Origin of the sequence: Micromonospora sp. HM134 (assembly GCF_007833915.1) — a bacterium.
Lineage (GTDB): Bacteria > Actinomycetota > Actinomycetes > Mycobacteriales > Micromonosporaceae > Micromonospora > Micromonospora wenchangensis.
Genome location: NZ_CP041061.1, coordinates 1248490 through 1269426, shown reverse-complemented (window position 1 = coordinate 1269426; position 20937 = coordinate 1248490). Strand labels below are relative to the sequence as shown.

At 74.2% G+C, this 20937-nt stretch carries 21 protein-coding genes and 1 tRNA gene; 10 read left to right on the top strand and 12 right to left on the bottom strand.

The window, feature by feature from the left end:
* Positions 1 to 28: 28 nt before the first annotated feature.
* The 3 genes from FJK98_RS33520 to FJK98_RS05975 all read left to right on the top strand — a co-directional run bounded on the left by FJK98_RS33520 (position 29) and on the right by FJK98_RS05975 (position 1627).
* Positions 29 to 943 carry a helix-turn-helix domain-containing protein gene (locus FJK98_RS33520; RefSeq protein WP_205789399.1) on the top strand — a complete coding sequence of 305 codons (915 nt, stop codon included), beginning with the start codon at positions 29 to 31 and terminating at the stop codon, positions 941 to 943.
* 5 nt (positions 944 to 948) lie between these two features.
* Positions 949 to 1034, top strand: a tRNA-Leu gene (locus tag FJK98_RS05980).
* A gap of 65 nt (positions 1035 to 1099) precedes the next feature.
* Positions 1100 to 1627, top strand: a complete 528-nt coding sequence (locus FJK98_RS05975) for a GNAT family N-acetyltransferase (RefSeq protein ID WP_145918132.1) — start codon at positions 1100 to 1102, stop codon at positions 1625 to 1627.
* Between the two features lie 95 nt (positions 1628 to 1722).
* Here FJK98_RS05975 and FJK98_RS05970 read toward each other — a convergent pair whose 3' ends face one another.
* The 3 genes from FJK98_RS05970 to FJK98_RS05960 form a co-directional block, all read right to left on the bottom strand.
* A complete protein-coding gene (locus tag FJK98_RS05970; protein WP_240762624.1) occupies positions 1723 to 2799 on the bottom strand; it encodes an expansin EXLX1 family cellulose-binding protein in 1077 nt (358 codons plus the stop codon).
* A 54-nt stretch (positions 2800 to 2853) separates the two neighbouring features.
* The gene (locus tag FJK98_RS05965) at positions 2854 to 3180 is read right to left on the bottom strand and encodes a hypothetical protein (protein ID WP_145918131.1); all 327 of its coding nucleotides are present in this window, start codon (positions 3178 to 3180) and stop codon (positions 2854 to 2856) included.
* Between the two features lie 183 nt (positions 3181 to 3363).
* Positions 3364 to 4197, bottom strand: a complete 834-nt coding sequence (locus FJK98_RS05960; protein ID WP_145918130.1) for an O-methyltransferase — start codon at positions 4195 to 4197, stop codon at positions 3364 to 3366.
* Positions 4198 to 4322: 125 nt separating this feature from the next.
* Here FJK98_RS05960 and FJK98_RS05955 point away from each other — a divergent pair, with 125 nt between their 5' ends.
* The 7 genes from FJK98_RS05955 (at position 4323) to hutH (ending at position 13304) form a co-directional block, all read left to right on the top strand.
* Positions 4323 to 5363: an LCP family protein gene (locus tag FJK98_RS05955; protein WP_145918129.1), complete on the top strand. Its 1041-nt coding sequence runs from the start codon at positions 4323 to 4325 to the stop codon at positions 5361 to 5363.
* 96 nt (positions 5364 to 5459) lie between these two features.
* Positions 5460 to 6308: a MurR/RpiR family transcriptional regulator gene (locus FJK98_RS05950; RefSeq protein WP_145918128.1), complete on the top strand. Its 849-nt coding sequence runs from the start codon at positions 5460 to 5462 to the stop codon at positions 6306 to 6308.
* A 12-nt stretch (positions 6309 to 6320) separates the two neighbouring features.
* Complete coding sequence (gene hutU, locus FJK98_RS05945) at positions 6321 to 7976, top strand: urocanate hydratase (protein WP_145918127.1); 1656 nt, start codon at positions 6321 to 6323, stop codon at positions 7974 to 7976.
* Positions 7973 to 9157, top strand: a complete 1185-nt coding sequence (locus tag FJK98_RS05940; protein WP_145918126.1) for an allantoate amidohydrolase — start codon at positions 7973 to 7975, stop codon at positions 9155 to 9157. The genes hutU and FJK98_RS05940 overlap by 4 nt, the downstream gene beginning before the upstream one ends.
* Positions 9154 to 10509, top strand: coding sequence for a formimidoylglutamate deiminase (locus FJK98_RS05935; RefSeq protein ID WP_145922598.1), 1356 nt, complete (start codon positions 9154 to 9156; stop codon positions 10507 to 10509). The genes FJK98_RS05940 and FJK98_RS05935 overlap by 4 nt, the downstream gene beginning before the upstream one ends.
* Positions 10510 to 10584: 75 nt before the next feature.
* On the top strand, positions 10585 to 11778 hold the full coding sequence (gene hutI, locus FJK98_RS05930; protein ID WP_145918125.1) for an imidazolonepropionase: 1194 nt from the start codon (positions 10585 to 10587) through the stop codon (positions 11776 to 11778).
* The gene (gene hutH, locus FJK98_RS05925) at positions 11766 to 13304 is read left to right on the top strand and encodes a histidine ammonia-lyase (protein ID WP_145918124.1); all 1539 of its coding nucleotides are present in this window, start codon (positions 11766 to 11768) and stop codon (positions 13302 to 13304) included. The genes hutI and hutH overlap by 13 nt, the downstream gene beginning before the upstream one ends.
* Positions 13305 to 13890: 586 nt before the next feature.
* Here hutH and rdgB read toward each other — a convergent pair.
* The 9 genes from rdgB to FJK98_RS05880 form a co-directional block, all read right to left on the bottom strand.
* Positions 13891 to 14505, bottom strand: coding sequence for an RdgB/HAM1 family non-canonical purine NTP pyrophosphatase (gene rdgB / locus FJK98_RS05920; RefSeq protein WP_088641776.1), 615 nt, complete (start codon positions 14503 to 14505; stop codon positions 13891 to 13893).
* Positions 14502 to 15230, bottom strand: a complete 729-nt coding sequence (gene rph, locus FJK98_RS05915) for a ribonuclease PH (protein ID WP_145918123.1) — start codon at positions 15228 to 15230, stop codon at positions 14502 to 14504. The genes rdgB and rph overlap by 4 nt, the downstream gene beginning before the upstream one ends.
* A gap of 54 nt (positions 15231 to 15284) precedes the next feature.
* Positions 15285 to 16031, bottom strand: a complete 747-nt coding sequence (locus tag FJK98_RS05910; RefSeq protein ID WP_145918122.1) for an MBL fold metallo-hydrolase — start codon at positions 16029 to 16031, stop codon at positions 15285 to 15287.
* A 192-nt stretch (positions 16032 to 16223) separates the two neighbouring features.
* Positions 16224 to 17189 carry a PLP-dependent cysteine synthase family protein gene (locus FJK98_RS05905; RefSeq protein ID WP_145918121.1) on the bottom strand — a complete coding sequence of 322 codons (966 nt, stop codon included), beginning with the start codon at positions 17187 to 17189 and terminating at the stop codon, positions 16224 to 16226.
* Positions 17190 to 17200: 11 nt separating this feature from the next.
* Positions 17201 to 17566 carry a MoaD/ThiS family protein gene (locus FJK98_RS05900; protein ID WP_145918120.1) on the bottom strand — a complete coding sequence of 122 codons (366 nt, stop codon included), beginning with the start codon at positions 17564 to 17566 and terminating at the stop codon, positions 17201 to 17203.
* 61 nt (positions 17567 to 17627) lie between these two features.
* Entirely contained in the window at positions 17628 to 18116 is a 489-nt protein-coding gene (locus FJK98_RS05895; protein ID WP_145918119.1) for a Mov34/MPN/PAD-1 family protein, read from the bottom strand.
* Positions 18117 to 18171: 55 nt separating this feature from the next.
* Positions 18172 to 18666, bottom strand: coding sequence for a DUF2017 domain-containing protein (locus FJK98_RS05890; protein WP_194822040.1), 495 nt, complete (start codon positions 18664 to 18666; stop codon positions 18172 to 18174).
* Positions 18667 to 18786: 120 nt separating this feature from the next.
* Positions 18787 to 19077 (bottom strand): ATP-dependent Clp protease adapter ClpS, encoded by a 291-nt coding sequence (clpS, locus tag FJK98_RS05885; RefSeq protein ID WP_088641781.1) that lies wholly within the window; start codon positions 19075 to 19077, stop codon positions 18787 to 18789.
* Positions 19078 to 19207: 130 nt separating this feature from the next.
* On the bottom strand, positions 19208 to 20773 hold the full coding sequence (locus tag FJK98_RS05880; protein WP_145918118.1) for a hypothetical protein: 1566 nt from the start codon (positions 20771 to 20773) through the stop codon (positions 19208 to 19210).
* Between the last annotated feature and the right edge of the window lie 164 nt (positions 20774 to 20937).

Sequence of the window (20937 nt, the reverse complement as noted above, 5' to 3'; positions counted from 1 at the left end):
CGTCACACCCCGCCGCTACTTTCCGCGCATGACCCGATACAGGTACACGCCGGAGATGCTCGCCGAGGCGGCGGCGCAGTCCCGCAGCGTCGCCGACGTCCTGCGCGTTCTCGGGGTGCGGTTCAGCGGGGGTTCGCATGCGCACATCAGTCGTCAGCTCAAACGACTGGGCATCGACACCTCCCACTTCACCCGCCGGACGGGCGGGGGCGGCAGACCGTCCGGGCGGCGCACCCCGTCGACCCAGGTGTTGCGTCCGCTGCCGGCGGGTTCCCGACGCGTGCCGGGGGCCCGCCTCAAGGCCGCGCTGCGTGACATCGGCGTCCCCGACGAGTGCGAGGGGTGCGGCACCGGCCCGGTCTGGCAGGGCCGGCCGCTGACCCTGCACGTCGACCACCTCAGCGGCGACTTCCTCGACAACCGGCCGCCGAACCTGCGCCTGCTCTGCCCGAACTGCCACAGCCAGACCCCGACCTACGCCGGACGCCACCGGTCCGGCGTCGGGGCCCGCCCGGCCGGCACGGTGCCCGACATCACCGCCCCGCCGCCGGCCGCGTACCGTCCGCCGGCCCCGGCCCCGGCCCCGGCCCCGGTCGGCGCGGAGCGGGTCGCCGAGGTGATCCGGCAGGTCGAGGCGGGTGCCCTCGGGCCGAGCGGGGCGGCCCGGCGGATCGGCTGCCACCGCAACCACGTCGCCCGGCTCCGCCGCCGGCTCGCCGCCACCGGCACCGTCGCCGCCCCGCCCCGACCGCGCGACGGCCCGGCACACCAGCGGACCGTCATCCGGTACGCGCTGGCCCGTCCCGATCTGGGGCCCCGGAAACTCGCCGCGTTCATCCGTACGGCGACGGGCGACACCTGCGTCGTCAGTCACGGGACGGTATCGAACATCCTGCGCCGGGCCGGGCTCTCCACCGTTTCCGCGCGACGCTCTAAACTCTGACCCGAGCGGGAGTGGCGGAATGGCAGACGCGGTAGGTTTAGGTCCTATTGTCCGAAAGGACGTGGGGGTTCAAGTCCCCCCTCCCGCACCACACGGCCCTGTCGGGAGGGTCACGATCGCGGGCGTACGACGCGTCGGGGCAGCAGGATCGGCAGGGTGAGCCTGCGTTTCGTCCTCGACCCCGACCTCACCCCCGCACTGCGTGAGCAGATCGTCGACCTCTGGGTCGACGTCACCAACGCCGGCGGTGCGGTCGGTTTCGTCGCCCCGGTCACCACCGCCGACGTGCGCCCCGTCGCCGAGGCGACCTTCGCCGCCGTCACCGACGGTCCGGACCGGATGCTGGTCGGCTACGCGGGTGACCGACCGGTCGCGGTGTTGTTCCTCGCCGACAACCGGTTCGGCTTGAAGGCGCACTGGGGCATCCTCAAGCGGGTGATGGTGCACCCGGCCACCCAGGGGCGCGGCCACGGGCAGGCCCTGATGCGGGAGGCCGCCCGGCGCGCGCCGGAGCTGGGCTGGCGGGCGCTGCACGTGACGGTGCGCGGCGGGCTGGGCCTGGAGAAGTTCTACGACCGGCTCGGTTACCGCGAGGTGGGCCGGCTGCCGGGCGCGCTGCGGGTGGCACCCGACGACGACCGCGACGAGATCCTCATGTGGCGGGACCTGGGCACCCCGACCTGACCGTCCGCCGGCCGCCGCCCGACCGCCGCGAGGCCGACGCGGTGGGAGACCGGTCCCGCGCGACCGAGCCGTAGGTCGGGCAGCGCCCGGGGGAGTCAGCCCCGGGACGCGCAGTCGACCGGCCGGCCTGCGCCCGGTTCCGCCGAGGCGGCGAGCACGGGTGGGGCGCTGACCTGCGGCGTGCTGGGAGACCCGGTGGGGGCGACCGCCGACGGGCTGGCGGTGGCCCGGGTCGGGCTGGCACTGGGGCTCGGGGAGGACGGCCGGCTGGTCGGGTTCTTCCGCGCGGCGGGGGCGCTGCCGCCGTACATCTTCACGGTGCTGCGCTGGACGCGGCCGGGGGACATGGTGACGCCGCCGGCGGTGACGCGGTGGCCGTACACGTCGGTGACCCGGACGGCGTACGGGCCGGGGCCGGCACCGGAGTCGATCTGCCAGTAGTTGTAGTCCTGCCGGGCCGCGGTACGCCAGGCACCGGAGCCCTGCCGTACCTCGACGGCGCGCAGCGGGTTGCCGTGCTCGGCGACCAGCACGGCGAACCAGTACTGCGACGCGCCCTCCTTGATCCGGAAGGTGAGCGGACCCGACAGTGGCGGGTCGACCACCGCGCGGTAGCTGACGCTGACGATGCCCTGCACCGGGTCGGCGATCCGGGCGAACGCCTCCCGGGAGAGGTCGACGTGCCCGGGGGCGCACTCCGGGCACTGGTCCATGATCAGGACACGGACGGTGCCCCGGGGGCCGGTGACGTCGAGGTACCCGCCGCAGGCCGCACCGGCGCTGTACTCGGTGGGGCCGAGCGCCACGTACATCCGGTCGGCCGGGGCGGACGGGTAGGAGCAGTTCCCGCCGGCGCCCTTCGAGTCGTAGAAGGTGGCTTTTCCCTTGTGGACCGTACTCCCGGTGGGTGGGGCCGCCAGGGGCAGCGGCCCGGCGGCCACCGGCCCGGCACCGGCCAGCGCGACCGGTGGGGCGGCGCAGGCGGGGGCGGCGCCGGAACGTAGCGCGAGGCTCAGCCCGAGCACGGTGGCGAGCGTGGCCACGCCACCGGCTGCCAGCCAGCGGCGACGTCCGCCGCCACGGGCGCGGCGACGCCCCGGCCCGGGACGCCCGGCGGGGGCGCGGCTGCCCGGCCCGGGTTCGGGTTCCTGGGACACGCTGCCGTCGGTCACGCCGACCGATGCTGCCGCAGCGGACGGCCCGGCGACAAGCCGGCTAAGCGAAAGCTAAGCCGGTCGGCCGGTCCGGTTGCGGTGGAGTTCCGACGCGATCACGATGAGCGACCGTAGCGGCTCGGCGGCCTCCGGCCGGGTGCGGAGCAGGTCCTCCAGGCGGACCCGCCAGCGGCCGGCTTCGACGGCGGCGGCCTCGGGCGTGGTCCGGGCCCACGGCTGGAGCCGCCGCCGGGTGTCCTGGAGGGAGCCGGCGTGGTCGGGGCCGAGCAGCTCACCGAGTTCGCTGCGCAGCCAGTCGAAGAGTTCGTCGTCGGGGACGGTCGCGACGATCAGGCGGGCCGTGTCCCAGGCCACGCGGGGGTGGTGGAGAACCTGCATGCCGACTCCTCCGTCGGTGGTGGCGATTCGGCAATCATCGATCCGGCGCCGTCCCGGGGGCAACACCCGGGCGGCCGAGGACGGCTCGGCCGTCCGGCACCGCGCGGGCGTGGCGGCCCGCGCCGCGCCCCGGCCGGTCCCGGGCGGCCACCCCGGCCGCCCCGGCTCCGGAGGGCGGGCATCTCACCAGGCGACGCCGATACCGTCGCCGGGGTACCAGTGGTCGAGCGGGGTCTCCCGGTAGGCGAGGAACCGGCGGCCGGTGCGTTCGGCGTGCTCGGCGAGCACCCCGGTGGTGGTGACGTTGTCGGTGAGCAGGATCGCGCCGGGGGCCAGCTTCGGCTCGACGGCGTCGAACTCGCGGCGTTCGTGGTCGTGGCTGTGGTCGCTGTCGTGCAGGAACAGGTCGACCGGCCGGTCGAGGGCGGCGATCGCCGTCACCGAATCGCCGACCACCAGGTCGACCACGTCGGCCCAGGGTGCGCTGCGGGCCAGGTAGCCGGCCTCCGGGTTGACGTCCAGCGAGGTGAGCCGGCCGGGGTGACCCTCGGCGGCGTTGCGCAGCAGGGCGGCGGCGAGGACGCAGCTGCCCAGCCCCTTGTCGGTGCCGGTCTCGACGACGTGGGCCGGTCGGGTGGCCCGGACGATCGCGTACCAGCCGATCCGGCGGGCGTAGCGGACCCGGCGGTCGGCCAGGCCGCGTCGGGCGGACCGGGCGGTGGCCTGTTCGATGTGCCGGCGCAGCGCCGCGTCACCGGTGAGCTCGGCGAGATGGGCCCGGACCCGGGCCACCGGGACGTCACAGACCAAGCTGACGAACCAGGTGAGGTGCTCCCGGCTGAGCCGGGTCAGTTCGTAGGTGTAGTTGTGGTGCTCCCGGGAGGTGGCCAGCCAGCGGGCCGAGGTGCGCAGCACCTTCGCGTCGTACCGGGCGACCCGGGCGAGCCGCCCGGGGAAGGCGGCCACCGGTGCCAGCGGGGTGCGGGCGATGGCCCGGCGCAGTCTCGTCGCGTCCACGGCGCGGTTCTACCAGCCGCAGGTGACGGGCGGCTGAACGTCCAGCGTACGGCGACTCTTCGGGCCTCGGCCCGTCGGGCGTACGCGGGCTGCCGAACTCAGTGACGACTCAGTAACATGCGGCCATGCCCGCAGGCGAGAACATTTCGGACTCCACCCCGACCCCGTCCGACGACATCCCGGGGTCGCCACCGAGGCGTCGGCGGGGCTGGCGGATCGCGCTGGTGGCGCTGCTGGCGCTGGCCCTGCTGGGGGCGGGCGGCGTCGGCGCGGGCGCGCTCTATCTGCGCTCGGTCGACAAGGACGTCGAGCGGGTGGACGCCTTCACCGGGGTGCCGACGGAGAACCGGCCGCCGGTGGTGGCCCGGGACGCCATGAACATCATGATCCTGGGCAGCGACTCCCGGGACCCGGAGCGGACCGAGGGGTCCCGCACCGACACGATCATCCTGGCCCACCTGCCGAAGGACCGGAAGAGCGCCCAGCTCGTCTCGATCCCCCGGGACACCTGGGTCCGCGTACCCCGGTCGGCGGACGGCCGGCACGGCGGCCGGACCGCGAAGATCAACGCGGCGTACGCCTGGGGTGGGATTCCGCTGATGGTGCAGACCGTCGAGGAGTTCACCCGGGTCCACGTCGACCACGTGGCGGTGGTCGACTTCGCGGGGTTCCAGGAGATCATCGACGCGCTGGGCGGGGTGGACATCACCGTCGACCACCGGTTCACCTCGATCCACCCGCCGCTGCGCACCTTCCCGGCCGGCCGGCAGACGATGGACGGCGCGACGGCGCTGGACTACTCCCGCCAGCGCAAGCAGTTCCCGGACGGCGACTTCGCCCGCATCCGGCACCAGCAGCAGGTGATCCGGGCGATCCTCGACAAGGCGGCCGGCGGTGGCATCCTCACCAGCCCGGGAAAGCTCAACGACTTCGTCCGGGCCGCCTCGGCGTCGGTCTCCGTCGACCGGGAGATGTCGCTGCTGGACCTGGCGACCGAGCTGCGCGGCCTGCGCGGCGGCAACCTCACCTTCGTCACCAGCCCGTCGCGGGGCACCGGCCGGGTGGGCACCGAGAGCGTGGTCTTCGCCGACGAGCAGAAGTCCGAGGCGTTCTACGACGCGGTCCGCCGGGACGCCACCGCCGAGATCGTCCGCGCCGCCCGCTGAGCCCGGCGTCGCCCCCGCCGGGCGGGAAGCCGGTGCTTGCCCCCGGGCGGGAAGCCGGTGCTTGCCTCTGAAATTTTTCATGCATAGAGTCGCGGCATGAATGAAGGAGCCGTTGCCGCGCCACCGGACCGGCTGCTCGACCTGTTCCACGGGGTCCGGCTCACCCCCACCCAGCGGCGCATCGCGCACTGCCTGGTGCAGCACGCCGCCACCGTGGCCTACCTGTCGGCGGCCGAGGTGGCCGAGCTGGCCGGGGTCAGCCAACCGTCGGTGACCCGGTTCGCCGTGGCACTCGGCCACGACGGCTACCCGGCGCTGCGCCGCCGGCTGCGCGAGCTGACCGCCGGCCCCGACGGCCGCGCCGACGACGGCAACGAACTGCAACGCGCGGTACGCGCCGAGATGGCGAACCTGGACCGGCTGGCCGGGGAGTTGGCCGACCGGGACCGGATCGCCACCGCCGGCCGGCTGCTCGCGGCGAGCCGCCCGCTGCCGGTGCTCGGCCTGCGGGCCGCCGCACCGTTGGCCGCCTACTTCGCCTACTTCGCCGCCAAGGTGCTGCCCGACGTCCGGGTCCTCGACGACGGTGGCAGCCTGCTCGCCGACCGGCTCGAACAGGCCGCCTCGGCCGGGGCGGACGCGCTGCTCGCCTTCGTGCTCCCGCGCTACCCCCGGGAGACCCTCGACGCGCTGCGCGCGGCCCGCGACGCCGGCCTCACCGTCGTCGCGATCACCGACTCCCCGGTCAGCCCCGCCACCGAGTACGCCGAGCTGGTGCTCCCCGCCGCCGTCGGCACCGACCTCGTCTTCGACCTGCACACCGCCCCGATGACCCTGGCCATGGTGGTGCTCCAGGCGATCTGCGACGCCGCCCCGATCCAGACCCAGCGCCGCCTGGAGGCGTTCGAGTCGTCCGCCGCCCGCCGTCAGTTGTTCCTCGGCTGAGAGGAGTACGCCATGCACCAGCCCGTCCGCGCCGCCCGTGGCACCACCCGTACCGCGCAGGGGTGGCCGCAGGAGGCCGCCCTGCGGATGCTGATGAACAACCTCGACCCGGAGGTGGCCGAACGCCCCGACGACCTGGTGGTCTACGGCGGCACCGGGAAGGCCGCCCGGGACTGGCCGTCGTACCACGCGCTGGTGCGCACCCTCACCGACCTACGCGACGACGAGACGATGCTGGTGCAGTCGGGCCGTCCGGTCGGGGTGCTGCGGACCCACGAGTGGGCGCCCCGGGTGCTGCTGGCCAACTCCAACCTGGTCGGCGACTGGGCCACCTGGCCCGAGTTCCGCCGCCTGGAATCCCTCGGCCTGACCATGTACGGGCAGATGACCGCCGGCTCGTGGATCTACATCGGCACCCAGGGCATCCTCCAGGGCACCTACGAGACGTTCGCCGCCGTCGCCGCGAAGTGCTTCGGCGGCAGCCTCGCCGGGACGCTGACCCTCACCGCCGGCTGCGGCGGGATGGGCGGGGCGCAGCCCCTCGCGGTCACCATGAACGACGGCGTCTGCCTGATCGTGGACGTCGACCGGAGCCGGCTCGACCGGCGGGTGCACGACCGCTACCTCGACGAGGTCGCCGACGACCTGGACGACGCCGTCGCCCGGGTGCTGGCCGCGAAGCGGGACCGGCGGGCGCTGAGCGTCGGCGTGGTCGGCAACGCCGCCACCGTCTTCCCCGAACTGCTCCGCCGGGGCGTCGCCGTCGACGTGGTCACCGACCAGACCAGCGCGCACGACCCGCTGTCGTACCTGCCGGAGGGGGTGGAGTTGGCCGACGCCCGGGACTACGCGGCGGCCAAGCCGGCCGAGTTCACCGACCGGGCGCGGGCGTCGATGGCGAAGCACGTCGAGGCGATGGTCGGCTTCCTCGACGCGGGCGCGGAGGTGTTCGACTACGGCAACTCGATCCGGGGCGAGGCGCAGTTGGGCGGGTACGCGAGGGCGTTCGACTTCCCCGGTTTCGTGCCCGCGTACATCCGGCCGCTGTTCTGCGAGGGTAAGGGGCCGTTCCGGTGGGCGGCGCTCTCCGGCGACCCGGCCGACATCGCCGCCACCGACCGGGCCATCCTCGACCTGTTCCCCGAGAACGAGTCCCTCGCGCGGTGGATGCGGCTGGCCGGCGAACGGGTCGCCTTCCAGGGCCTGCCCGCCCGGATCTGCTGGCTGGGCTACGGCGAACGGGACGTCGCCGGGGTGCGGTTCAACGACATGGTCGCCGCAGGGGAGCTGTCCGCGCCGGTCGTGATCGGCCGGGACCACCTGGACTGCGGCAGCGTCGCCAGCCCGTACCGGGAGACCGAGGCGATGGCCGACGGCTCCGACGCGATCGCCGACTGGCCGCTGCTCAACGCGCTGGTCAACACCGCCAGCGGCGCGTCCTGGGTGTCCATCCACCACGGCGGCGGGGTGGGCATCGGCCGGTCGCTGCACGCCGGCCAGGTCTGCGTCGCCGACGGCACCCCGCTGGCCGGGCAGAAGATCGAACGGGTGCTCACCAACGATCCGGCGATGGGTGTCATCCGGCACGTCGACGCCGGCTACGACACCGCCCGCGACATCGCCGCCCGCGACAACGTCCGCATCCCCATGGCGGGGGAAACCCCGTGAGGTTCCGGGAGTTGTGGGACGAGATCGCGCCGGTCGGCCGGGACGCCGGCAGCGGCGGCTATCTGCGGTACGCGCTGACCGCGCCGGAGCTGCGGCTGCGGGAGTGGTTCCGGGCGCAGGCCGACAGCCGGGGCATGCCGGTCAGCGAGGACGGCAACGGCAACCTGTTCGCCTGGTGGGGCGACCCCGCCGCCGGGGGCGCGGTGCTGACCGGCAGCCACTTCGACTCGGTGCCGCACGGCGGAGCGTACGACGGGCCGCTCGGCATCGTCAGCGCGTTCCTCGCCGTGGACGAGCTACGGGCCGCAGGCGTCACCCCGGTCCGGCCGGTGGTGGTGGCCGCGTTCGTCGAGGAGGAGGGGGCCCGGTTCGGCGTACCGTGCCTGGGGTCGCGGCTGCTCACCGGCGCGATCGACGCCGACCGCGCGGCCGGGCTGCGCGACGCGGCCGGGGTGAGCCTCGCCGAGGCGCTGGGCCACCGGCCGGCGGGGGCCGACCCGGCGCTGCTCGGCCGGTTCGCCGCCTTCGTGGAGCTGCACGTCGAGCAGGGGCGGGCGCTGGTCGACGCCGACGCGCCGGTCGCGGTGGGCAGCGCCATCTGGCCGCACGGCAGGTGGCGCTTCGAGCTGCGCGGCGAGGGCAACCACGCCGGTACGACCCGGATGGCCGACCGCCGCGACCCGATGCTCACCTTCGCGTTCACCGTGCTCGCGGCGAACAAGGAGGCCCGGCTGCGCGACGCGCACGCCACCGTCGGCCGGGTGGCGGTGGAACCCAACGCCACCAACGCGATCCCGTCGACGGTGACCGGCTGGCTGGACGCCCGCGCCGCCGCGCCGGAGACCCTGGACGGCCTGGTCGAGGCGGTCCGGGCCAAGGCCGCCGAGCGGGCCCGCCGGGACGGCACCGAGCTGACCGTGACCCGGGAGTCGGCCACCCCGCTGGTCGCCTTCGACGGTGGGCTGGCCGACCGGCTGGCGGGGCTGCTGGCCGCACCGGTGGTGCCCACCGGGGCCGGCCACGACGCCGGAGTGCTCGCCGCGCACCTGCCCACCGCGATGCTGTTCGTGCGCAACCCGACCGGGGTGTCGCACTCCCCCGCCGAGTCGGCCACCGACGACGACTGCGCGGCCGGGGTGGTCGCGCTGGCCCGGGTGCTGGAGGAGCTGGCATGCCACTGACCCGTTGGCTGGCCGAGCAGGCGTGGCTACCCGACCATGCCGCGCCGACCCCGGACGTGCTGATCGAGGCCGAGGACGGCCGGTTCACCGCCGTCACCCCGCTGGCCCGGGGCGACGCGCCGCACACCGGGGTGGAGGTGCTCGCCGACGCGGTACGGCTGCCCGGACTCACCCTGCCCGGCCTGGCCAACGCCCACTCGCACGCCTTCCACCGGGCGCTGCGCGGGCGTACCCACGGCGGTCGGGGTGACTTCTGGAGCTGGCGGGAGGAGATGTACGCCGTCGCCGGCCGGCTCGACCCCGACTCGTACCTGGCGCTGGCCCGGGCCGCGTACGCCGAGATGGCGCTGGCCGGGGTGACCTGCGTGGGCGAGTTCCACTACCTGCACCACGGCCCCGACGGCCGGCCGTACGACGACCCGAACGCGATGGGCGCGGCGCTGGTCGAGGCGGCGGCGCAGGCCGGCATCCGGATCACCCTGCTGGACACCTGCTACCTGACCGCCTCGGTGGCCGGCGAGCCGCTGGCCGGGGTGCAGCGGCGCTTCGGCGACGGGGACGCGCTGCGCTGGGCGGAACGGGTCGACGGGTTCCGCCCGGCCGGGGCGCACGCGCTGCGCGGGGCGGCGATCCACTCGGTACGCGCGGTGCCGGCGGAGCAGCTCGCCACCGTCGCCGGATGGGCGTACCGGCAGGGCACCCCGCTGCACGTGCACCTGTCGGAGCAGCCCGCCGAGAACGACGCCTGCCGGGCGGCGCACGGGCGTACCCCGACCGGGCTGCTCGCCGACCACGGGGTGCTCGGCCCCGACGTCACGGCCGTGCACGCCACCCACCCGACCGGTGCCGACCTGACCCTGCTGGCCGGGCACCGGACCGGGGTGTGCCTGTGCCCCACCACGGAACGGGACCTGGCCGACGGGATCGGGCCGGCCCGGCTGATGGCCGACGCCGGCATCCCGTTGAGCCTGGGCAGCGACAGTCACGCCGTGGTCGACCTGTTCGAGGAGGCCCGCGCGGTGGAGCTGGACGAGCGGCTGCGTACCCGGCGACGCGGGCACTTCACCGCCGCCGCGCTGCGTGACGCGGCCACCGTCGCCGGGCACGCCGCGCTGGGCTGGGCCGACGCCGGCCGGATCGCCGTCGGGGAACGCGCCGACCTGGTGACCGTACGGCTGGACAGCCCGCGTACCGCCGGGGTACCGCCGGTGGGGGTGTTCTTCGCGGCCACCGCCGCCGACGTCGACCAGGTGGTGGTCGACGGGCGGCAGGTGGTGCGTGACGGCCGGCACCTGAGCGTGGACGTGCCGGCGGAGCTGAGCGCGGCGGTCGCGGCGGTGACCGGTGACTAGCCGCGCCCCGGCCGGGGCCGGGCAGCGGCCGGCGACGCGCGGCGGGGGCGGCCGGTACGGGACGGGAGGGGTGGCGTGAGCAGTCTGCTGGTCGACGACATCGGCGAGTTGGTCACCAACGTGCCGACCGTCGGCGACGAGGGGCCGCTGGGCATCCGGCGGGGCGTCGCCCTGCTGGTGGAGGCGGGTCGGGTCGTCTGGATCGGGCCGACCCGCTACGCCCCGGCCGCCGACCGGCGGATCGACGCCGAGGGCGGCGCGGTGCTGCCCGGGTTCGTGGACAGCCACGCCCACCTGGTGTTCGCCGGGGACCGGGCGGCCGAGTTCGCGGCCCGGATGGCCGGCGAGCCGTACACCGGGGGTGGCATCCGGACCACGGTCGGCGCGACCCGCGCGGCCTCCGACGACGACCTGCGGGACACCGTACGCCGGCTGCGCGACGAGGCGATGCGGCAGGGCACCACCACCATGGAGATCAAGAGCGGGTACGGCCTGACCGTCGCCGACGAGGCCCGCTCGCTGCGGATCGCCGCCGAGGTGACCGCCGAGACCACCTTCCTCGGCGCGCACGTCGTCCCCGCCGAGTACGCGGGCCGCCCCGACGACTACGTGGGGCTGGTCTGCGGGCCGATGCTCACCGCCGCCACGCCGTACGCCCGCTGGGTGGACGTGTTCTGCGAGCGGGGCGCGTTCGACGCCGACCACGCGCGGGCCATCCTCACCGTCGGGCAGGCCGCCGGGCTGGGGCTGCGGTTGCACGCCAACCAGCTCGGCCCGGGGCCGGGGGTGCGGCTGGGGGTGGAGTTGGGCGCGGCCAGCGTCGACCACTGCACCCATCTGTCCGACGCCGACGTCGACGCGCTGGCCGGCTCGGCCACCACCGACGATCCCACCGTGGCGACCCTGCTGCCGGGGGCGGAGTTCTCCACCCGGTCGCCGTACCCGGACGCCCGGCGGCTGCTCGACGCGGGGGTGACCGTGGCGCTGGCCACGGACTGCAACCCCGGATCGTCGTACACCTCGTCGATGCCGTTCTGCGTCGCGCTGGCCGTCCGCGAGATGCGGATGACCCCGGCGGAGGCGGTCCGGGCCGCGACGGCGGGCGGCGCGCGGGCGTTGCGCCGCACCGACGTCGGCGTGCTGCGCCCCGGGGCGCGGGCCGACCTGATGATCCTCGATGCCCCGTCCCACCTGCACCTGGCCTACCGGCCGGGTGTTCCCCTGATCCGCCAGGTTCTGCACAACGGAGTGCCGCAATGTCGACTGTGACCGTCCAGCCCACCGGAATCACCCCCGCCGACGTGCTCGCCGTGGCGCGCGGCGACGCCCGGGTCGTCCTCGCCCCGGCCGCCGTCGAGGCGATGCGCGTCAGCCGGTCCATCGTGGACGGCATCGAGGCCGCCGGCCGCCCGGTGTACGGCGTCTCCACCGGCTTCGGGGCGTTGGCGAACACGTTCGTCGCCCCGCAGCGCCGGGCCGAGTTGCAGCACGCGCTGATCCGTTCACACGCCGCCGGGATCGGTGCGCCGATGCCCCGCGAGGTGGTCCGGGCGATGATGCTGCTGCGGGTCCGTTCGCTGGCGCTGGGCCGCTCCGGGGTCCGGCCGCTGGTCGCGCAGGCGCTCGTCGACCTGCTCAATGCCGATGTCACCCCGTGGGTGCCGGAGCACGGGTCGCTCGGCGCGTCCGGTGACCTGGCGCCGCTGGCGCACTGCGCGCTGGTGCTGCTCGGCGAGGGGTGGGTGCTCGGTCCGGGCGGCGAGCGGGTCGACGCCGCCGACGCGTTGCGGGCGGCCGGGCTGGCCCCGGTGGCGTTGGCCGCCAAGGAGGGGCTGGCGCTGATCAACGGCACCGACGGCATGCTCGGCATGCTGCTGCTGGCCATCGCGGACGCCCGGCACCTGTTCGCCATGGCCGACGTGACCGCCGCGCTGGCCATCGAGGCGATGCTCGGTTCGGAACGGCCGTTCCTGCCGGAACTGCACGCGATCCGGCCACACCCCGGGCAGGCCGCGTCGGCGGCGAACATCCACCGGCTGCTCCAGGACTCGCGGGTGATGGACTCGCACCGTGACGACCTGGCGCACGCCGTGCAGGACGCGTACTCGATGCGGTGCGCCCCGCAGGTGGCCGGGGCGGCCCGCGACACCCTCGACTTCGTCGCGACGGTGGCCGGCCGGGAACTGGTCTCGGTGGTGGACAACCCGGTGGTGCTGCCGGACGGCCGGGTCGAGTCGACGGGCAACTTCCACGGCGCTCCGCTCGGCTTCGCCGCCGACTACCTGGCGATCGCCGCCGCCGAGGTGGGGGCGATCGCCGAACGCCGGGTGGACCGGCTGCTCGACGTGACCCGCAACCGGGACCTGCCGGCGTTCCTGTCCCCCGACGCCGGGGTGAACTCCGGGCTGATGATCGCCCAGTACACGGCCGCCGGGATCGTCGCGGAGAACCGTCGGCTGGCCGCGCCCGCCTCGGTGGACTCGCTGCCCACCAGCGGTATGCAGGAGGACCACGTCTCGATGGGGTGGGCGGGGGCCAAGAAGCTGCGGACCGTGCTGGACAACCTGGCCAGCCTGCTCGCCGTCGAACTGCTGGCGGCCGTCAGGGGCCTGCAACTGCGCGCACCGCTGGAGCCGTCACCGGCCGGCCGGGCCGCCGTGGCGGCGCTCGGCGGTGCGGCCGGCGAGCCCGGTCCCGATGTCTTCCTCGCCCCGGTGCTGGAAGCGGCCCGCGCCGTGCTCGCCGGCCCCGACCTGCGTACCGCCATCGAGCGGGAGATCGGCCCACTGGGCTGACCACCACCCCGACCCTCCCGGACCCTCCCACCTCCGCCCACCACCCTCGACGGCCCGCCGCCCACGGCTGGCCTGCCGCTCGCAGCATCATCACATTCCGTGATGACACCTCCGATCCGGCGACGTGACCGGCAGTAGCTTCAGCCGCCACCCCCACCAATCCGCACCAGCATCCTTTGCTCTGCTGCCATAGAAGCGACATCACTCTCACCAGCAAGAATCCGGGCCGCGCCGCGAATCACTCCTGGAAGGACCAGTGACTCTTCGTGCGCATCGCCTAAAGGGCAGCAGAGCAAAGGATGCGTATACCGTTCCGTCCCGCCGGCCCGACGATTACCGTCGGCGATCAGATGGAGCTTGGCGTCGGGTGTCCGGGGCGGACGAAGAGGACCGTGTCCTCGCGGTGCGGCGCGCAGCGGCGGGTGGGGGCAACCGCGCAGGCGGGCAGAACGGCCACGGACCACGCCGCCCACGCGCCGGCAGCCAGCGGTGCTGGATGCCGACGACGCCGGGCCGTTCATGGGCCGGGCGGGCCGGGCCGCCCACGGGACGCGGGCGGGGCCGGTGGGACGAGGCGCGCGGGGCGTCAGGTGGCGGGGAGCACCTTGGCGGCCAGCTTCGCCAACTCGCGCAACGCCTTGCCCCGGTGGCTGATCGCGTCCTTCTCCTGCGGGGTCAGCTCCGCGTTGGTCCGCTCCTGGCCGTCGCCGACGAAGATCGGGTCGTACCCGAAGCCGCCCTCGCCGCGCGGCGCGCGCAGCAGCCGGCCGGGCTGACGGCCGTCGACCAGGTGCTCCTTGCCGCCGGGCAGCACCAGCGCCACGGTGCAGACGAACGACGCCCCCCGGTGCTCGTCGGGCAGGTCGGCGATCTGGTCCAGCACCAGCTGGAGGTTGGCCCGGTCGTCGCCGTGCCGCCCGGCCCAGCGGGCGCTGAACACCCCCGGCATGCCGTTGAGCGCGTCGACCGCGATGCCGGAGTCGTCGGCGATGGTGGGCAGGCCCGTGCGCCGGCAGCCCTCCCGCGCCTTGATCAGGGCGTTCTCGCCGAAGGTGAGGCCGGTCTCGGGCAGCTCCGGGTACTCCTCGACGTCGTCGAGGCCGAGCAGGGCGATCCGGTGCGCGCCGAGCGCGCCGTCCAGGATGCGCTGCAACTCCACCAGCTTCTTGCGGTTACGGGTGGCGAGCAGGACCTTGTTCATGATGCGAGAGCCTTCCGCTGCGCCTCGGCCAGTTCCAAACAACCCAACGACGCGACGTCCAGCAAAGCGTCGAGCTGCGCCCGGGAGAAGACGCCGTCCTCGCCCGTGCCCTGCACCTCGACGAAGTCGCCCTCGCCGGTGCAGACGACGTTCATGTCCACCTCGGCGGCGACGTCCTCGACGTAGCAGAGGTCGAGCAGGGGTTCCCCGGCGACGATCCCGACGCTGACCGCGGCCACCGACCGGTGCATCACCTTCTCCGGCTTACCGGCCAACGACTTGCGGGCGGCCAGCCAGCTCACCGCGTCGTAGAGCGCCACGTACGCGCCGGTGATCGAGGCGGTACGGGTACCGCCGTCGGCCTGGAGCACGTCGCAGTCGAGCACGATCGAGTTCTCGCCGAGCGCCTTGAGGTCGACGCAGGCGCGCAGGCTGCGGCCGATCAGCCGGGAGATCTCGTGGGTCCGCCCACCGATCTTGCCGCGCACGCTCTCCCGGTCGGAGCGGGTGTTGGTGGCCCGGGGCAGCATCGCGTACTCGGCGGTGACCCAGCCGAGCCCGGAGCCCTTGCGCCAGCGGGGCACACCCTCGGTGACGCTGGCGGTGCAGAGCACCCGGGTGCCGCCGAACTCGACGAGCACCGAGCCCTCCGGGTGGGTGCTCCAGCCCCGGGTCAACGTCACCGGTCGGAGTTGGTCGGGCCGCCGCCCGTCAGGTCGTGCCATCCCTGCACCCTATGCGGTCGCATGATCGGCGCATGCCCGGGTGCCCGGGTGCGCTCAGATGTCGTAGCTGGCGCCGGCCCGCACCACTTCAAGCGGCCCGGTGAACGACCCGGCCGCCGAGGCGACGGTGTGCGACTCGCTGCCCCAGGCCGCCACCAGGTGGGTCAACAGCAGCCGGCCCACCCCCGCCTTGGTGGCCGTCTCGCCCGCCTCCCGGCCGGTCAGGTGCAGATCCGGTGGGTTGTCCACCCCGTCGAGGTAACTGGCCTCGCAGAGGAAGACGTCGGCGTCCTGGGCGAGGCGCAGCAGCGCGTCACAGGGGGCGGTGTCCGAGGAGTAGCAGAGCACCCGGCCCTCGTGCTCCAACCGCACCCCGTACGTCTCGATCGGATGGTTGACCCGGTCGACGGTGACGGTGAACGGGCCGATCGGGAAGGTGCCCGGCTGGAGGCCGTAGAACTGGTAGACGTCCTCCACGCTGCTGTCGTCCTGGCCGTAGGCGGTGGCGAGCCGGTCCGGGGCGCCCGGCGGCGCGTAGACCGGCAGCGGCGGGTAGGGGCCGTCCGGGGCGTACCGCCGGACCACCACGTACGAGGCGGCGTCGAGGATGTGGTCGCAGTGCAGATGGGTGAGGAGGATGGCGTCCGGGGCGTGCAGGCCGGCGTACCGCTGGAGCGTGGACAGCGAGCCCGGCCCGAAGTCGACGAGCAGCCGGAAACCCTGCGCCTCGATGAGGTAGGCGGAGCAGGGGGACTCGGGGCCGGGGAAGCTTCCCGCACAGCCCAGGACGGTCAGCCGCATCCGGTCGCCCCACGATTACGGTACGTAGTCAACACGCCGGAGTCAGCACCGATGATGATCTCTACCGACGCGTACGCCACGGTGCGCAGCCTACGCGCAGCGACGGCAGGGCAAGAATCATCTTCTGGAAGTTGTCATCAACGTGACACCCACAGGGCCGACCGACGGTCCGCCGGCCGGCCCCGCGACGGGTCATGCCCAGAGCTGCCCCTCCAGGGAGCTCTCGGCGTCGGCGAGGGTGCCGCCGTACGCCCCGGTGGAGAGGTACTTCCAGCCGCCGTCGCAGACCACGAAGGCGACGTCGGCCCGTCGGCCGTCCCGGACCGCCTCGTGCGCCACGGACAGGGCGGCGTGCAGGATCGCCCCGGTGGAGAAACCGGCGAAGATCCCCTCCACCTCCACCAACTGCCGGGTACGCAGCACCGCGTCCCGGGTGCCGACGGAGAAGCGCCGGGTGAGCACCGCCGCGTCGTACAACTCGGGGACGTAACCCTCGTCGATGTTGCGCAGGCCGTAGACGAGTTCGCCGTAGCGCGGCTCGGCGGCCACCACCTGGATGCCCTCGACCTTCTCCCGCAGGAACCGCCCGGTGCCCATCAGGGTGCCGGTGGTGCCCAGGCCCGCCACGAAGTGCGTGATGGTGGGCAGGTCGTGCAGCAGTTCCGGGCCGGTGGTCTCGTAGTGGGCGCGGGCGTTGGCCTCGTTGCCGTACTGGTAGAGCATCACCCAGTCCGGGTGGTCGACCGCGATCTGCTTCGCGGTGGCGACCGCCTGGTTCGAGCCGCCCGCCGCCGGCGAGAAGATGATCTCCGCGCCGTACATCCGGAGCAGCTGGACCCGCTCGGTGGAGACGTTCTCCGGCATCACGCAGACCAGCCGGTAGCCGCGCAACTTGGCCACCATGGCCAGCGAGATACCGGTGTTCCCGCTGGTCGGCTCCAGGATGGTGTCCCCGGGCCGGAGCCGGCCGGCCTGCTCCGCCGCGCGGACCATGAACAGGGCCGCGCGGTCCTTGATGCTGCCGGTCGGGTTCCGGTCCTCCAGCTTGGCCCACAGCCGCACCGGCGGCGCCCCGTCGGGCACCGTCGGCGAGAGCCGGGGCAACCCCACCAGGGGGGTGCCGCCGCAGGCGTCGAGCAGGCTGTCGTACCGCGCCATGACGCCCGCCCTCAGCGGGGGGCGACGGCCGCGCGCCGTGCCGCCACCGCCGCGGTGGCCGCACGGTGCTGGCTGATCGCCGCCGCGGCGGCGAAGCCGAACGCCCCACCGGCGACGGCCGGCAGGACGGTGACGCTGTCGCCGTCGTTGAGCTTGGCGTCCAGCGCGCCCAGGAAACGGACGTCCTCGTCGTTGACGTAGACGTTGACGAAGCGGTGCAGCGCACCGGCGTCGGTGACCAGCCGGGCCTTCAGGCCGGCGTGCCGGGTGTCCAGGTCGGTGAGCAGGTCGCCCAGGGTGTCCCCGGCGCCCTCGACGACCTTCGCGCCGCCGGTGTAGCTGCGCAGGATGGTGGGGATGCGAACCTCGATGGCCATGACGTACTCCTTGGTCGGGTGTGCCTCGGTGCCGGACGGAACAGGGTGTGCGGAGCTGGGGTCAGCTGCCGGAACACTCGTAGTCGACCGTCGCCGGGCTCTGCCCGAACATGTAGGACTGGACCGCGTGCGGGTCCACCCCCGCGTCCACGATCCGCACCGGTTCCTCGGTCACCACGCCGTCGACGATCCGGAAGGAACGGATCTCCTCGGTGTCCGGTTCGCGGGTCGAGACCAGCAGGTAGTGCGCGCCCGGCTCACCGGCGAAGGCGACGTCCGTGCGGGACGGGTACGCCTCGGTGGCGGTGTGCGAGTGGTAGATGACGACCGGTTCCTCGTCGCGGTCGTCCATCTCCCGCCACACCCGCAGCTGCTCCATCGAGTCGAACTCGTAGAAGGTCATCGAGCGGGCCGCGTTGTCCATCGGGATGTGCCGGGTCGGGGTGTCGCCGCCCACGGGTCCGGCGACCACCCCACACGCCTCGTCCGGGTGGTCCCGGCGCGCGTGGGCGACGATCGCGTCGACGATCGACCGGTCGATGCTCAGCACGTGGCCCAGCCTAGCGCCCACCCGCCGCGCCCGGCGAGGCGGTGACCGTCACAGTTCAGTCGATCATGGCGTTGAGCAGGGATTCCTGGAGATAACCCAGATAGGCGTAGACCGACAGTTGGAACACCCTTGACGACGTGGGATCGTCGGCGACCGCGTCGTCGAGCTCCTCACCCAGGTCGGTGCCGTCCCTGATCTCCAGCCGGACGCCCATCGCCAGCCGGGCGTCGTTGAGCGCCCGCAGCCACGCCTCGGCCGCCTCGGCGTCCAGCCGCACCTCGCCACCGGCCGACTCGGGCAGCGCGGCCAGCACCGCGCCCGCCTGGTCGATCTTGGCGGTCTTCAGGTCGCCCTCGGTGTACCGGCGGAACTCCGCCGTGCCGGCCGGATCGTCCGGGTAGGCGTCGGGGAAGAGCCGCCCGACGACCGGGTCGGTGTGGTCGAACCCGTCGGTGAGCAGGCCGACCACCTCGGTGGCGACCTTGCGCAGCACCCGGACCTCGTCGACGGCGAAGGTCGCCACGTAACAGCCGCCCTGGCGGCGGAACATGCTCACCGCGTCAACCCCCATCGCCACCGCCGGACCCGCAGGCCCGGCTCGCTCCCGATGCTCATCGGACCACCTTGGTTCGCGACTGCGGGGCTCGCGACACCGGCTCGCTCCTCGCGCTCACGACCGGTCCACCGTCGCCCAGAGGCCGTAGGCGTGCAACTGCGACGCGTCGTGCTCCATCCGCTCCCGGGCACCGCTGGAGACCACCGCCCGGCCCTTGTGGTGCACGTCCAGCATCAGCTTCTCGGCCTTCTCCCGGCTGTAACCGAACAACTTCTGGAAGACCCAGGTCACGTACGTCATGAGGTTGACCGGGTCGTCCCAGACGATCGTCACCCACTGCCGGTCCTCGACCGGCACCTCGTCGGTGTCCGGCGTCTCGACCGGGGCAACCTGTGGAGCGGCCATGCCCCCCATCGTGCCACCGGAAGTGGCGATCCGATGAACCGGAACGCCGGGGCGGCCCGGATCACCCTCCCGAGCTGCGGAAACCGGGAGGGCTACGGACACGGCGGGGATACGCACCGGGACGCTCGGTTCAGGCGAGCAGGATGCCATGGTCGAGGGCGTCGGTGAGGACCGCGTCGAGCGCGAGCCGGAACGCCTCGAACCGCCGCGACACCTCGCGGGACAACTCCAGCTCGACCTCGCGCAGCGCCCGTTGCGCCCAGGACCGGGCGGCGTTCGGATCGTCGTTGCCGGGGCTGCGCCAGTGCTGCCAGCAGCCGCCGGACAGGGCGACCCCGATGCGCGGCAGCACCTCGCCCCGGGGCGCGCCGGGATGACCGAGCAGGGCGTCCAGCGCGCCGGCCCCGGGCAGCGCCGCCACCCCGGCGGTACCGGTGACCAGGAGCACCCGGTCCAGCTCCTGACCGGACGGATGGTCGGCCAACCCCCAGCGGACGGCCGCGCCGATGCGCTGGCGTACCCCCTCGGCCAGCGGTGCGCCGAAGATCCGGGCGGCGGCCCCGTCGAGGAGTTCCCGTACGGCCCGGTCCTGCTGCTCGGTCGCGAGCAGGGAGAGCGCCTCCAGCTCCCGGTCGAGCAGTTGCGGCAGGCCCGCGCAGCCCACCCCGAACACGATCTCCTGGACGGTCCGCAGGTGGATGTTGGCCAGTTCGAGCGCGAGCTGCTGACGGATGCTCCGGGCGTAGCGGCGGCTCTGCCGTTCCAACCGGTCGGCCCAGTCGTCGCCGGGTGGTTCGGGGGCCACCGGCACCCGCCCGTGCGCGCCGGGCGGCACGGGCGGCCGGGAACTCGCCCGGCGCAGCCCCTCGATGGCCGACCAGCCGACCAGTGCCCGGCGCAGCGCCGGATGCTCGGCCCGGTACACGGGATACCAGTTGGCCTCGGCCAGCCCCGGCACCGCGGCCAGCAGCGTGGCCCGGTGCGCCGCGACGGTCACCGCGACCGGGTCGACCGGGCCGCCGGCCGGGGGCGCGTCGGGCGGCGACGCGAGCGCCACCCCGGTGTCGTCGGTCGCGGCCGGCTCCGCCGCCGCCCAGCCGCCCGCGCCGGGGGTCACCACGAAGAAGACCCGTACCCGGGTACGCGCCACCTCGGCGAGCAGGTGCAGGTCGGCGGCGGTGAAGGTCTGGTCGGCGCCGATCACGAACAGCAGCGCGCCGGACCGGACGACCGCGTCGAGCAGGACCCGGCCGCCGGCCACGCCGAGGGTGTCGGTGTCCGGTGTGTCGAGCACGGCGAAGTGCCGCAGCAGCGGTTCCGGCAGGCTCAGCTCGACCCGGCGGGGCGCGCGGGCCAGCGCCGGGCCGGCGGCGGCCTGGTCGGCGCCGTAGGAGTGCGGCTGGCGGTAGCCGGGCACGTACGCCGCCCGGGTCGCGACCCGGGCGTGCCGGACCAGCAGGCAGCTGCCCGTCGGGGTGACGAGCATTCCGGAGGGGACCCCGAGCAGCGCGGCGAGCACCTCGCGGCGGGCCGCCCCGGCGGGGCCGGCGGCCACCACGGCGAGCGGCTCGTCGGGGTCGACCTCGGTGGCCTGCGCGTGGGCCGGGAGCGGGCCCCGGGGCGGCAGCCCGACGGCGTCGGGATGGTCGGACGGGTCGTCGGTCATGTCGACCCCGGGGAGTGGACCGGGCTTCATTCGGCCTCCGCTCGACGCGGGCGACTGGCTGCACCCGCGGTAGGACGTCCGATCGGTGACGATGGGCTGCGGGAAGGTTACGGGCCGCACCCGTTTCCACCGGAACATCTCGGATACTCAGCAGTAACTGCGACATTACTCAACTTCACAGCGTGACCAGGTAC